General features: G+C 67.0%; 13 protein-coding genes. 4 read left to right on the top strand and 9 right to left on the bottom strand.

Going from position 1 to position 13,699, the window contains the following annotated elements; translation table 11 throughout:
• Nucleotides 1-44: 44 nt before the first annotated feature.
• From WYM_RS12155 to WYM_RS21135, 9 genes are all read right to left on the bottom strand, one after another.
• Nucleotides 45-1,085, bottom strand: a complete 1,041-nt coding sequence (locus WYM_RS12155) for a LacI family DNA-binding transcriptional regulator (RefSeq protein WP_019181117.1) — start codon at nucleotides 1,083-1,085, stop codon at nucleotides 45-47.
• Between the two features lie 169 nt (nucleotides 1,086-1,254).
• Complete coding sequence (locus WYM_RS12150) at nucleotides 1,255-1,545, bottom strand: hypothetical protein (protein WP_019181116.1); 291 nt, start codon at nucleotides 1,543-1,545, stop codon at nucleotides 1,255-1,257.
• On the bottom strand, nucleotides 1,542-2,276 hold the full coding sequence (locus WYM_RS22075; protein WP_019181115.1) for an ABC transporter ATP-binding protein: 735 nt from the start codon (nucleotides 2,274-2,276) through the stop codon (nucleotides 1,542-1,544). Before WYM_RS22075 ends, WYM_RS12150 begins: the two co-directional genes overlap by 4 nt.
• Complete coding sequence (locus WYM_RS22070) at nucleotides 2,273-3,031, bottom strand: ABC transporter ATP-binding protein (protein ID WP_019181114.1); 759 nt, start codon at nucleotides 3,029-3,031, stop codon at nucleotides 2,273-2,275. The genes WYM_RS22075 and WYM_RS22070 overlap by 4 nt, the downstream gene beginning before the upstream one ends.
• Nucleotides 3,028-5,025, bottom strand: coding sequence for an ABC transporter permease (locus WYM_RS12135; protein WP_019181113.1), 1,998 nt, complete (start codon nucleotides 5,023-5,025; stop codon nucleotides 3,028-3,030). The genes WYM_RS22070 and WYM_RS12135 overlap by 4 nt, the downstream gene beginning before the upstream one ends.
• 52 nt (nucleotides 5,026-5,077) lie before the next feature.
• On the bottom strand, nucleotides 5,078-6,361 hold the full coding sequence (locus tag WYM_RS12130) for an ABC transporter substrate-binding protein (RefSeq protein WP_019181112.1): 1,284 nt from the start codon (nucleotides 6,359-6,361) through the stop codon (nucleotides 5,078-5,080).
• Nucleotides 6,362-6,577: 216 nt separating this feature from the next.
• On the bottom strand, nucleotides 6,578-7,585 hold the full coding sequence (locus WYM_RS12125) for an amidohydrolase family protein (protein WP_019181111.1): 1,008 nt from the start codon (nucleotides 7,583-7,585) through the stop codon (nucleotides 6,578-6,580).
• An 88-nt stretch (nucleotides 7,586-7,673) separates the two neighbouring features.
• Nucleotides 7,674-8,981 (bottom strand): MFS transporter, encoded by a 1,308-nt coding sequence (locus WYM_RS20135; RefSeq protein ID WP_019181110.1) that lies wholly within the window; start codon nucleotides 8,979-8,981, stop codon nucleotides 7,674-7,676.
• 144 nt (nucleotides 8,982-9,125) lie between these two features.
• Nucleotides 9,126-9,707, bottom strand: coding sequence for a TetR/AcrR family transcriptional regulator (locus WYM_RS21135; protein WP_019181109.1), 582 nt, complete (start codon nucleotides 9,705-9,707; stop codon nucleotides 9,126-9,128).
• Nucleotides 9,708-9,844: 137 nt separating this feature from the next.
• On the opposite strand from WYM_RS21135, the gene WYM_RS12110 reads away from it, so the two are divergent.
• The 4 genes from WYM_RS12110 to WYM_RS12095 are packed head-to-tail and all read left to right on the top strand — an operon-like array spanning nucleotide 9,845 to nucleotide 13,675.
• Nucleotides 9,845-11,005, top strand: a complete 1,161-nt coding sequence (locus WYM_RS12110; protein ID WP_192813748.1) for an LLM class flavin-dependent oxidoreductase — start codon at nucleotides 9,845-9,847, stop codon at nucleotides 11,003-11,005.
• Between the two features lie 8 nt (nucleotides 11,006-11,013).
• Complete coding sequence (locus WYM_RS12105) at nucleotides 11,014-12,186, top strand: LLM class flavin-dependent oxidoreductase (protein ID WP_019181107.1); 1,173 nt, start codon at nucleotides 11,014-11,016, stop codon at nucleotides 12,184-12,186.
• Nucleotides 12,183-12,758, top strand: coding sequence for a flavin reductase family protein (locus WYM_RS20125; protein ID WP_019181106.1), 576 nt, complete (start codon nucleotides 12,183-12,185; stop codon nucleotides 12,756-12,758). Before WYM_RS12105 ends, WYM_RS20125 begins: the two co-directional genes overlap by 4 nt.
• The gene (locus tag WYM_RS12095; RefSeq protein WP_019181105.1) at nucleotides 12,755-13,675 is read left to right on the top strand and encodes an amidohydrolase family protein; all 921 of its coding nucleotides are present in this window, start codon (nucleotides 12,755-12,757) and stop codon (nucleotides 13,673-13,675) included. The genes WYM_RS20125 and WYM_RS12095 overlap by 4 nt, the downstream gene beginning before the upstream one ends.
• Nucleotides 13,676-13,699 lie beyond the last annotated feature (24 nt).

The raw sequence follows: 13,699 nt of genomic DNA, 5'->3' as shown, positions 1-13,699 counted from the left end.
TCTATCTTGATGAGAATTTCTTGAGACTCGACTTCCAGGCTTCGCTAGACCAGACTCGCTGCTTCACCGTGCACGATGGGTGTCGCTCGCAGGGAGATCCGCGTGTCGGCGGTGGCGCCGTCGTCGAGGGCGAGGGCGAGGGCTTCCGGCCCGAACCGCTCCAGGGGCACCTCGACGGTGCTGAAGTCCTGGAGGACGTCGCCGAGCATCGGAACATGGTCGAAGCCGGTGACCTCGAGGTCGCGCGGAACCGCGATGCCGATTTCACGCAGGCGAGCGATCGCCCCGACCGCCATCGCGTCGCTCATCGCCGCGATCGCGTCGAAGTCGCCGATGCGGTCCGCGATTCGTCCGACTGCGGCGTAACCCCCTTCGCGTGAGAATTCGGTATGCACGATGTCGCGCTGGTCGATTGCGATGCCATGCTCGGCAAGGCCCTCGATGAAGCCCTCGACGCGGTCGCGTGCCGTGATCTCAGCCGAGGGTGCCGACAGGATGGCGAACCGCCGCCGTCCGGCGCGCGCGAGGCCGTCCGCGAGGAGCCGAGCGGCTTGGTGATTGTCGACCGTGACCGTCGCGAACCCGAGGTCGTTGTCGCCGATGACGACCACACGGGCACCATGCTCGGCCAGGATGCGCAGCTGCTCGCCGACGGCGGCCTCACGCGCGGCATCCGTCGTGCGGCTCGTCGCCATGACGATGGCCCGATGCCGTTCGCCGCGCAGCTGGGTGAGGATGTCGAGCTCGCGCTGCGGGTCGTCCCGCGTCGTGCGCACGGCGACCGACACCCCTCGCTCCTCAGCCGCATGCATGACGCCCGAGATCATCGTGGCCGAGCCGAAGTCGTCGATATCGGCGACGATGAACGCGACGGTACGGGCGCGGCCGCCTTTGATCGCCTGGGCCGCAGGGCTGACGGAATAGCCCAGCGCTCGGGCCGCCTCCTCCACACGACTGCGCAGCTCCGGCGAACCGCTCTGCTTGCCGCGCACACCGCCGTTGAGCGCCCGCGACGCCGCGGGAACCGAGACTCCCGCCAGACGAGCGACGTCGGTGAGGGTGGGCGGCTTGGCGGTTTCGGTCATCGTCGTCCTCCGTCACTGATAACGCTATCCAGTATGGCTGACAGCATCAGCAGGAAGCCTCGGGCGGGTGGACACGCGGCCACGGCGGCCCGAACCGGCGTCACTCGCGGTCGGCGGGAGGATGGTGTGCAATCGACTCGGCGCGGCCCATATCAGCTCATGCGACGGACTAACGGTTGCGGTGAACCCGCACCTCCCCGTCAGCGCTCACCCAGCCTTGTCTTGCCGCGTAGCCGATCATCTCCTCGAACTGCTCGTTCCAGCGGTGGGAGGCGTCATCCACCGATTCGCGGATCCAGCTGCGCCGGATCCATCCGTGATCACCATCCCATCGCCCCGCATCCGCTCCGCGCAGCATGCGATCGAGCTCGTCGTTGTCGAGGTCCGTCGCAAGATCGAACCGCGCGAAGTCGTGGTGGTTCTCGATCCACGCGCCGAGGTCGTCGACTCTGACTCTCACGCTTCGACTCCCTCCCCCGAATCTCCCATGTAGCTCGCCACGATCAGGTCGTGGTCCGCGATCAGCTGCTCCGCGTCGGCTGTCATGCGCACGCGCCCGCGCGCCATGACGTAGCCCCGGTCGGCGATCCTGAGCGCGGCGTTCACCTGCTGCTCCACCAGCAGCACACCTGCACCGGTCACATCCGCGTACTCCCTGACCCGTGGCATCAGTCTTTCCACGATGATGGGCGCGAGTCCGAGGCTGAGCTCGTCGATCATGAGCAGGCGCGGTCCGCGTGCCATCGCGCGGGCGAGCGCGAGCATCTGCTGCTCGCCGCCGGAGAGCTGCCCCGCCCGCCGGGTGCGGAGGCGCTCCAGCTCCGGGAAGAATGTCAAGGCCTCGGCGAAGGAAATCCGCCGTTCACCGGGGTGCGAGAGCGCGAAGTGCTCCTCGACGGTCAGCCCGAAGAAGAGGCCACGGCCCTCGGGAAGATGGCCGAGCCCGCGGCGCGCAAGCGCGAATGCGGGCTCGCGCTTGTCGCTGCGGCCGAGGAAGCGCACCTCCCCGGCTGATGCGGGAATGACCTTCGAGATCGCGCGGAGGGTTGTGGTCTTGCCGGCGCCATTGGGTCCGAGCAGGACCACGACTTCACCGGCGCCGACGTGCAGCGAGATGTCGCGGACGACTCCGGCTCGACCATAGCCGGCGGCCAGTGCGTCGACTTCGAGGAGTGCGTGGGACGTGGTCACGAGATCGTCCCTTCCTGTGGTGCACCGAGGTACGCGGTGATGACGTCGGGGTTCGCCTGGACTTCGGCGGGGGTGCCTTGCGCGATGACACGGCCGAAGTCGAGGACGACGAGGTGGTCGCAGATTCCCATCACCAGCCCCATGTCGTGATCGACCAGGAGCATCGTTGTGCCACGGTCGACGACATCGCGCAGCACGTGTCCGAGCTCGGCGCTCTCGCTCGTGTCCAGACCCGCCGCGGGCTCGTCGAGCAGCAGCAGCTCGGGAGCTGGTGCGAGTGCGCGGCCAACCCCGACGAGCTTGCGCTGGCCTTCCGAGAGCTCGCTGGCGGGGGTGTCCGCCAGCTCTTCGAGTCCCAGGATGCGGAGCGTGTCCGCAACGGAGGCCACCGGGCCGGAGCGCCCGCGGACGATGTCCGACAGAGTCCGCCAGGCACGCGGCAGATCGGCGGCCACGGAAAGGTTCTCCCGTACGCTGAGGTCGTCGAACAGCTCGCCGTGCTGCCATGTGCGTCTGAGCCCCCGGCGAGCACGACTGTGGGGTGGGAGTCCGGCGAGCGATGCATCCGCCATGATCACGTTGCCCCGCGAGCGGGTGAAGCCGGTGACGGCGTCGATCAGCGTCGTCTTGCCGGCGCCGTTGGGTCCGATGAGACCGACGAGCGAGCCCCGCGGCACTTCGAACGAGACGTGATCCAACGCGACGACACCGCCGTACGTGACGGTGAGCTCTCGCAGTTCGAGCGCTGCGCTCACGACGCCACCTCCACGGTCGGTCGGCGCGAAGTCAGCTTCTGGCGCAGTGTGGGCTGCCCTGTCTGGCTCTTCAGCGGCCCACCGGCGATGCCCTCCGGCTTGAACACGATCGTCAGGACGAGCGCGATCCCGCCGACCAGCTGCAGCAGTTCATACGGGAGCTCGATGCGCTCCAGGACGAGGAAGCCGCCCACTGCACCGACCATCATGGTGCCGGAGAGCACCGCCCCACGGACCGTGGTGATCCCCGCGATGTAGGCGAAGGCGATGGCGCTCATCGCGATCGGAACGCTGAACCTGCCCGCCGTCACCGAGCCGAAGTTGTACGCGTACAGGACGCCGGCGGTTCCCGCGATCGCCGACGAGAGTGCAAAGGCGGTCAGCTTCGTGTTGCGCACGTTGATGCCGGCGGCTGCCGCGGCGCGCTCGTTGGAGCGCACCGCGAGGAAGCGATGGCCGAGATTGACCCGCCGCACGCTCGAGACGAGCAGGCACGCGGCGATGGCGACGGCGGCGATCAGGACACCGAAGAGCGGGCTGGGGATGCCCCCGATGCCCAGGAACGAGGCATCCGGACCGATCCCGATCCCGAAGATCTCGGGAGGGGACACCTTGGCGCCGGTAGCACCCCCGCCCCACGTCGGATTGCGGAAGACGAACTGCTCCAATGCGACGGCGGCGGCGAGCGTGACGATGAACAGATTCACCCCACGGACGCGCAATGCGGAGAACGCGACGATCGTGCCGACCGCCACCGCTACCAGCACTCCGAGGATCGGCCCGACAGGAAAGCCGATCCCCCATTGCTCTGCGAGCTTCGACACCGTGAAGCCGGCGACGCCCGCCAGGGCCACCTGGAGAACGGAGGACTGCCCGACGTACCCGATGATCACGACGAACGACAGCGCGAGGACGACGCCGATGAAAGTGTTGATGCCCGCCTGCCGGAAGTCGTAGGGGGTGAGGAGGAAATACGCCACGCTCAGGACGGCCACGGCGATCGCGGGACGCAGGAGCCGCACCGGCACCGGCACCGGCGGCAGGCGCTTCTCGAGGAGGCTCTCGCGCAGGGGCAGGCTGGAACCCCTGAGGAACAGCGCGACGACGATCACGACGAAGAAGAGGAGGTCGTCGACGCCGGTCAGCGCCGTTCCGCCGGGGGCGGGAAACCAGGACTGCGCCTGAGCGAGGATGAGGAGGGAGGATGCCACACCCATTGCGAGTCCCGCGGCCACCGCGATCGAGAACGAGGTGAACGACGCAAGCAGCGCGGCTCCCAGGGCAGGGACGATCACATTGGGGATCGTTCCCGGGTCGAGCCCGGTGATCGGTGACACCAGGATCCCGAAGAGACCGGCGAGGGTGGCCGACAGCGTGACGTTCACCAGGGACAGCGCGTTCACATTGAGCCCGGCCAGCGTCGCGTTGGTGTCGTTCTCCGCCGCTGCCCGCGTGGCGAGCCCAAATCGCGTGAAGCGGTACACGGCGGCGAGGGCGACTGCGACGAGCACGACCAGAGCCGCCAGTATCAGCCCTTCGACGCGGATCGGGATCTCGAAGACGCGGATGGTCAGGCCCGGACCGAGCACCGAGGCAGGAGACTGCCCGTCGGAGCCGAAGCTGAGGAAGATGAAGGACCCGAAGGTGAGATACACACCAAGCGTCGCCAGCAGCTTCGTCAGCGGCGCAGCCTGCCGGAGCGGACGGACGACGACGAATTCCAACGCCACGCCCAGGCCGGCGCTGACGGCGAGCGCTGCGACGAGAGCGGCCCACGGTGGCCACGGCCCCGGCCCGAGCATGAGCCACGTGCCGTAGAGGTATCCGCCGTCGGTGAGCCCGTAGTAGGCGTAGGCGCCCATCATCGCAAGCGAGCCGGTGGCGATGTTGACGATGTTCGCACCGCGATACGTCAGCACGAGTCCGACGGCGACCGCGGCGATCAGTGCGCCCGGAACGAGACCGATGACGATGAAAAGGAGTATCGATTGCATGGGAGCTCCCGTGGGGTGGAGGCGCGGGGGGTGACCGCCACCCCACGCGCGATCACTGAGACAGGCCGAGCCAGGCGCCGTCGGTCACGTCCGTCCAGCCGCCGTCGCCGTCGTAGGCGTAGGCCCGCGTCGCGAGCGACGGCAGTGCGGGCAGTGGGATGGGTGTCATGACCGAGCCGTAGGCCACGATCGGTGAGCCGAGGAACACGGGACCGGTCCACTCCGCCGCGGCGGCGCCGACGGCCTCTCGGCTGGGTTCGGTCGCCTCGTTGAGGTGGCGCTGGAGTGTCAACGCACCTTGCAACGGGATGACGCCGTCCATCTCAGCCGCCGGAAGTGTCGCATACCACTCCTTGTATGCCTCCAGCTGGGCCTGCACCTCTGCGTCCGCCGATTCGACGTCCGGGTTCGGGTAGGCGGCCAAGTAGGTCCATGCCGGGTAGTCGCCGAGCGCTTCCTTCACCGCGATGGACTGGCACGCCGCGAGCGCCAGGACGGTGGCGTCGGTGGCGAGCGCCTGGAGTGCGGCGTCCACCGCGATGCACTGGGGCGGGAGGATGACGAGGGGAATGATCAGGTCGGCGTCCTGCACGCCCGCAGCCACCAGAGGTGCGGTCACGTCCGTCGCGGAGAGCTCGATGGCCGCCTGCTTCACGTCCCTGCCCATCCCACGCAGAGCGGCGGCTACTGCCGTGCCGATCTGGGTCGAGACCACTTCTCCCTCGACGGTGATCACCGCGACGGACTTCGGCTGCAGGTAGCGGCCGACCAGCTCCAAGACCGCCGGGACAGTGCTGAAGGAGCCGGGTGCGGTGTAGTACCCGTTCGGGGCCATTCCGTCCTCGCCCGTGAGGGGGAGCGCTCCGATGATGGGGATTCCGGATGCATCCATCACCGAGTGGAACGATGCGGATCCCGTGGCGATGTTGCCCTGCAGGACCGCGATGATCTCATCGTCGTTCGCGAACTTCTGTCCGCACTCCAGGCCCGACTCCTCGCTGGTCACTTCACACTTGTCCAGCACGATGGTGCTGCCGCCCGCCCCGCCGAGCTGCGTGTTGATCAGCTCAATCGCGGCATCCGTCTGTGCCGTGATCTCGGGCGTGCTCCCGGGACCGGTGTCCGCATTGACCCAGCCGATCTTGATTTCCTCGGCGCCTGCGGCACCTGTCGTCCCGCCGCCAGCGGCGATGAGGGTTTCGAGGCCGGCATCGGAGATCGCCTGTGCGCTCTCGGTCGGCGCCGGATCTGTCTCCTCGGCCGTGCCGGCGCAGCCGGTGACGGCGAGGAGAGCAACGCTGAGCGTTGCCAGTGCTGTGTGCGTGCGCTTCATCATCGAAGTGCCCCTTCGGTCTCAGGCGTCGCTCGACTCCGAGCTCCGTTGAAACAAGACTGTATCGGTCTATTTCGCTGGCCGCTGTCAGCGATGCTGAAGCGCGGTATCAATGCCGGTTATACCGTGCGTCAAGGACGACTGGAGTTCGCAACGTTCGACAGGTAGTCACGGCGGAATGGATCACAAGGGTCCAGTAACCCGTAAGTTCGCAGCCTGTCAATGCGTCGCGCGACGACCCGAAGTCGGCAACCCCAGCAGCGCCTGAGCGTTGACGTCGAGAATGCGGTGCTTGTCGTCTGTGGTTAGATCCGGATCGTTCTGGATCGTCTGGACGGCCTCCGTCAGGCTCGCGAAGATCGCGTCGGAACCGAGCATCAACCGGTCCACCCCGATTGTCTCTTTGGCCAGCCTCAACGCAGCGGGGATGTCCTGAACGGACGTGTCGAAGTGCACGTTCTGCCGGAACAGCTCCATCGGCTCGTCCTCATCGAAAGGCAGGTCGTCCATCCACGCGAACATGCCCTTGCCGACCGCGGCGACCGCGCTCATCTCGATCCCCCGACGGAGGTTGCGCTCGTACCGCTGCCACAGATAGGGCAGAGTCCCACCACACAGGGCGAAGATGAACTGGATGTTCGCATACCGCTGGGTGATGCCGGAGAGGGCGACTCGCAGCGGCGCCATCGCGATCTGCATCGTGGAGCCGAGCAGCATGTTGAGTCCGAACTGCGCGAGACCTGGGTGGCAATTCGAGTCGGCACCGACCGGGTGCACGTACACGACGACTTGACGTCCGCGAGAGCCGAGGTACTCCCAGTACTCCGGATACTCGTCGAGGCCCTTCCCACCTATGACGCAGGGAAGCGCGATGCCGACCAGGTCGAGTTCGTCGAGGGCGCGGTCCGTCTCCGCGATGGCCTCTGCGACGTGCGGCAGCGGCACCGACGCGAACCCGCGGAATCGCCCTTCGTACTCATCGGCGATGTCGACGTAGAGGTCGTTGATCACCCGGCACGCGACGGCCGCGGCATCCGGATCCTCCACCTCGGTGTTCAGGCCGATCGCCGAGAACAGCTGCACATCGACCCCGACGCGATCCATTTCGGCCAACCGCGAAGCGAGATCGTCACGCTGTCCGGCGAAGGCGAGGTCGCGCCGGCCGGCGGCGATCAGGGCGTCGATGTACTTCTGCGCCCAGTAGTGGGCGTGCACGTCGATCCTCATAGGTCTGCTCCTCCACGCTGGACCCCACTCTGTGGGAACTGTCGATATATGCCTGCCCCGGACGCTTCGCGAGGGCGTGGGCGGTCGTCTATCGGACGCCGCGCACTTTCCAGATGGAGAGTCCTGCGACAACGGCGAAGATCGCGCCCCCGATGAACAGAGCCGTGTAGTTCTGTCCCGGCTTGCCCGTGATCGACAGCACTGGAATCAACAGGAACAGAGGCGCGACGGCAGGAGCGACGGTCTGCGGGATGACGTTGGCGAGATTGAACACCCCCATGTTCTTCGCCGCATCCTGCGCCCTGTTCGGCAAGATGTCGGTGACCAGCGCGAGGTCGACCGCGAAGTACACGCCCTGACCGAGGCCGACGAGCACCATGGCCACGAGAAAGGTCGGGATGGAGGTGGAGAACGCGGCGAGGCCGAGGCCGACCGCCGCAACGATCGCAGAGACGAGGACGAACATCTTCCGTCGTCGCAGCCGGTCGGAGAGGGGGCCGAAGATCAGGCTCACGATGACGACCGTGATAGTCTGCGCGGCTGTAGCCGCCGGGATGACGGCGATCGCCTCCTCCTGACTCAGTCCGATCTGCGACACGAGGAAGTAGAGCTGGTAGTTGAGCACCATCGAGATCGCCATGAAGATCGCGAACCTGCTCCACCATGCCCAAGCGAAGTCGGGATGCTTGCGCGGGTTCACCCAGAAGCTGCCGACGAACGCGGCCAGATTGAAGGGCGGGCGGTCCGCCTTGTCGAGGTGACGATCCTTCAGCACGACGCACGCGAGGATCATGAAGACGGCGGCGATCACGGCCGGGACGATGAGCGCGAGCGCGATCGACTGCTGGCTGAGACCGAACGCAAGACCCGCCCCGATCATTGCGGCCAGCGCCTGCCCGACTCCCAGCAGTCCCGATACCAGTCCACGCCGTTCATGCGGCACGTGGTCGGGAAGCAGGGCGATGAGCACCGCCATCATGGTGTTCGTGCCGACCATGGCCAGCACCCAGCCGAGGATGAGCGGGCCGACGGAGGTCGCCGACGCGACGAAGATCATGCCGATCAGAGTCAGCGCGGCGCCGATGAGAAGCCATGGCCGCCGCATCCCCATTCGCGACGTCGTGCGGTCGGAGAGTCGCCCTGCGACCGGATTCGAGATGATCCCCACCACCGAACCGACGATGAGGACGAGCGAGAGCGTGAGCGCCTGCGTCGCCGGATCAGGGTCGACCTCGGTGACCTTCAGTGGAAGCGTGACGATCACCGGCGTGAGAGTGGCGATCCACAGGCCCATGTTCGCGAGGAAGAACGTGATGATGAACCCGGGACGCAGCTTCCGGACATCTGGATCCGGGCGGTGCCCGGCCTCGGGCGTGGTCGGGGCTTCGGTCGCCATCGTCGGGTTCCTCTCACTGGCTCTTCGCTGAACCGTTGAAAGTAGACTGTATTCGTCCAATTTCAATTGTCAAGTTCGGGTGCCGCAGTGCGGGACAACCGGCAGGCCGATGGGCCGGCCGCCCGCCGGGGCGGTGGGCGCGGGTCAGTCGCGCAGTCGACGAACCTGCTCCGTCAGATATGCACCGACGGAGTCGGACAGGTGCGCCACGAACTCCTCTCGCGTGAGTGCGCGATGATCCTGGAAAGTGCGCACAGGGCGATGCCGCGCCACCAGCGCGGCGAAACACAGCTCGATCGAGAACTCGATGGCTCCGCGCATCTGCGGATCATCCCCGACGCCGCGCCGCAGCACCGTCGCGACGTCACGATCGAGATCGGCGACAGCCACCATGTCGCGCGGCGGAGGGTCGGCACGCACCGTTCGCGCCATCACCCTGCCGGTCTTCTCGAACACATCGACCATGCCGCGCACTGCCAGCGCCGCGGCGTGCTCGACGGAGATCTCGCCGCCGGCCATGAGGGGGGTGAAAATCATCGCCTGATGCTCGAGAAGTTCGGCCATCATGCGCTCCCCGACGTAGTCGACAAGCGCGTCACGCGTGGGAAAGCGCAAGTAGAAGGTGCCCCTGCTGACTCCTGAACGCCGTTCGATCTCGCCGACCGTCACGGCCTCCCAACCGCCCTCCGTGAGCAACTCGATGGCTGCTTCGTAGATCGCCTCCATGCTTCGGCGACTGCGAGCCTGCTGTGGTTGCCGCACAACCTGGTCAGAAGTCATCTTCCGACAATACTCGCCGCTTGACAAAATAAACTGGACTTGTACAGTCTATTTCGTACTCAACTCGACGAAGGAGTCTGTCGGTGCATTTTTCACTTTTCCTCGGCCAGATGGTTTCGCGCGCAGAGCACGACACCCAGGCGATCGATCTCGGCATCGAGCAGGCGCACTACGCGGACGCGCACGGTTTCAGCGCTGTGTACGCCGGCGAGCAGCACTTCAACAATTACGAGCCGTACGCCGACGGATTCATGATGGCCGCGTACCTCGCGGGCCAGCTGGAGCACGCCTATCTCGGCTTGTCGGTCGTGCCGCTGATCATCCACCATCCGCTTTTCATCGCTGAGCGGGCGAACCTGCTCGACCAGCTCACTAAAGGTCGAAGCATCCTCGGAATGTCCGCCGGCCGCCCGCACGAGGGAGGCGCGTGGCACAAGGCCGGGATCGCATCCGACCTGCGCCAAAGCCTCTTCGACGCCAAACTCGACGTCCTGGAGCGGGCATGGGCTCACGAGCCGGGGGATCCGCCGCTCGAGTTCGACACGGGCGACGAACACGGTGCGATGGTCGGCCGTCTCATGCCGCGCTCCTACCGCACCGGCCACCCGCTGTACGCCATCGGCACGAACACTCCGTCCAAGGTTGCAGACGCCGGCCGGCACGGGCGCTTCGTGCATTTCGGTCCGTTCGCCCTCGAGCCGCTCACTGCGATCGCCGACGTCTACCGCAACAGCCTCGCAGAGGGCGGCGCGACGCCGGCGCAGATCGACGCTGCGATGCAGTGGGCGATCTACACCAAGCTCGTGCTCGTCGGCGAGACCGACGAGGAGGCGTGGCGGCTCATGGAAGACGCGCTCGCCGGGCCGCTGCAGGCACCGCCGTGGGTGCAGCTGCGCCCGGGCGAGGAGGGAATGTCGGTGCGCGAGCTCGCTGCGCAAGACCCAGGCACCTTCGCCCCGGCGATGGGGATGCCCGAGTCGATGTCCGCGTTCCTGCAGCGCATCGCGATCGTCGGCTCTCCCGAGACCGTCGCGCGGGAGGTCGCCCGCTACGGTGACGCAGGCCTGCCCCACATGCACATCAGGTTCGCATTCGGTTCGGAAGCCGATCCCGACATCTACCGGCGTTCGCTCGAGCTTTTCGCGACCGAGGTCATGCCCCGCGTCGGTTCGACGCGCATCGACGGACCCGCAGCCGACGAGATCCGGCCGGAATTCCGCCCCACCGAGCTCGCGACACGATAGGACCCCTCATGTACGTTTCCTGCTTCCTCGGGCCCACCGGGCGCGGCCCGGTCGACGACCTGCCGCTGATCGACTTCTGCATCGAGATGGGCATCGAGGCCGACAAGGCCGGCTTCGCGCTCGTCAACGTCGGCGAACAGCACTTCACCAACTACGAGCCCTACAGCGACCCCTTCGTCATCGGCGGCATCCTCGCCCGCGAACTGAAGCAGGCCTGGTTCGGCACCACGGTGATCAACCTCGCCTACCACAACCCCATTCACCTCGCGGAGCACCTCAACCTCCTCGATCTGCTCACGCGCGGCAAGTGCTTCCTCGGCGTCTCGACCGGGCACATTCCGTTCTTGTCGTCCCAGTTCGGCGTCCCCTCCACGTACACGAAGGAGATCGCATTCCAGCGACTGGACGTCGCCCTCGACGCGATCGCCAAGGAGTCGTCCGACCCGCCGTTGCAGTGGGAGACGGACCTCGAAGCGGGCACCCTGAACATGCGCATCATGCCGATCGGATACCGCAAGGGGCACCCGATCGTGGGCTTCGCAACCAATACCGACTCCACCATCGCGAAGGCAGGCACGCAGGGCTGGCCGGTGGCCCTCGGCCGGTACAACTTCGTCGAAGCGGTGCGCAAGATGAAGGTCTACCGCGAGGCGCTGGAGGCCGCAGGTCATCCGCGCGAACTGATCGACGAGTGCCTCGCGCTCTCGAGCATCACCAAGGCGATCGTTGTGGCTGCCACCGACGAGGAGGCGTGGGTGATCGCCGAGAAGCAGCTGCGCGGTTTCATGAACTTCACATATTTCGTCGCAACTCGTCGGCAGCTCGATGACACCCGTTCGATGCGCGAACTCTGGGATGCCACCGTCGACGGTCCGGTCGACATCGCGAACGACAGCTTCACCGCACCGGAATGGGTCCAGGCGTCCGCGATCGTCGGCAGCCCCGAATCGGTCGCCCGGCAGCTGCGGGAGTACGACGAAGCGGGCGTCAGTCACATCAACGCCCGATTCGTGTACGGCGACTTCGACGCGGACGAGGCGTGGCGCGGGTTCCGGCTCTTCGCCGACGGGGTGATGCCGCTGATTGACGCCCAGACGATTCCCGGCCCGTCTGCCGACCGCATCCGGCCTGAGCACCTCGCCGCCGCCGACGCCGATGCCCTCGCGGAGATGTTCCGATGAGCCTGGTCGAGATGAGCGGCATCGTCGACCCGTGGCTGGTCGCCGAGCCCCGACCGACGATCGATGCGTCGGCGTTCCGGGCGACCCTCTCGCACTTCCCTTCCGGCGTCGTCGTCATCACGGGGTTCAATGAGCACGGCACGCCCGCCGGTCTCACCTGCCAGTCCTTCACCTCCCTCTCGCTCGATCCGCCCCTGGTGCTGATCGCTCCCGCGAAGTCGTCGCGCAGTTGGCCGCGGATCGCGGGCGGCAACCGGTTCGCGATCAACGTCCTCGGCGCTGACCACCGTGACATCAGCGGGGCGTTCGCGCGCAGCGGGGGTGACAAGTTCGCCGGGGTCGCGTGGCATGTCAGTCCCGAGAATCTGCCTGTGCTCGACGACGCGATCGCGGTCATCGAATGCGAGATCGACGCGGTCCACCACGGCGGCGATCACTGGATCGTGGTCGGGGCGGTGCGCGCCATCGGCACCCGCACCGGTTCCGGCGATCCCGAGCCGCTCGTCTTCTACCGCAGCGGCTATCGCACGCTGCAGGCGGAGTCGGCCGTATCGGACGGGGCTGCACGATGAGCATCGTCGACGTCCACGCTCATCACCTGCCCGAGGCCCTGGGTGAGGCGTTCACCCGGCTCTCCGGCAGGCCGTATCCGCTCCGCCACAAGGATGACCACGCCCGCCGTCTTGCGGACCTCGACGACGCCGGCATCGACGAACAGATCCTCGGGCTCGGGGCGGTGCAGCCGTACTGGGCCGACGAAGCGGCATCCCGAGACGCCGCGTCCATCGCCAACGACCTCTACGCGCAGATGTGCGCCGACGTCTCCCGGTTCCATGCGTTCGGGGCCGTTCCGCTGCCCCACACTGCGGCCGCCGCAGCGGAGGCGGTGCGATGCCTTGACGATCTCGGATTCGCCGGGGTCGGACTCGGATGCTCCGCCAACGGTGTAGCGCTCGACGACCCGTCGCTCGGTGACTTCTGGGCAGCGCTCGACGAGCGATCGGCGGTGGTCTACCTGCACCCCGGCGTCCACAACGACCTCGCTGTCGGCGTCACGGAATACCCGATGCTCCTCGGCCCCGTCTTCGGATCCCCCACCGAAGAGGCCGTCGCACTCACACGACTGGCACTGAAGGGCACCATCCGCTCCTACCCCCGCATCCGGTGGATCGCCGGCGCCATGGGCGGCTCGCTGCTGCTCGCCTACAGCAAGCTGTTCCACAGCCTCCGCATGGCCGGAAAGACCGGCCAGGCCATCGATCCGAATGCCATCGACGAAGACCTCCGCTCCATCTGGTACGACACCTCGTCGCTCGATCCCGTGCTCGCCCTCGCCGCACAGGACGCGGGGTATGTGGAACGTCTGCTGTTTGGCTCCGACGCACCTTGGGGCAGCGCTGGAGCCGCGTGGCAGGCCCTGCGCGACAACCTGCCCGATGCCACCGGAGCGGTGCTGGCGCGGGCCGAGGGGGTCGTGTTCCAGCGCTGATCCGACGGGTGTCATCGAGCGATC

The organism is Microbacterium yannicii PS01 (assembly GCF_000304335.1).
Taxonomy (GTDB): domain Bacteria; phylum Actinomycetota; class Actinomycetes; order Actinomycetales; family Microbacteriaceae; genus Microbacterium; species Microbacterium yannicii_A.
This window is presented reverse-complemented; position numbering and strand designations above follow the sequence as displayed.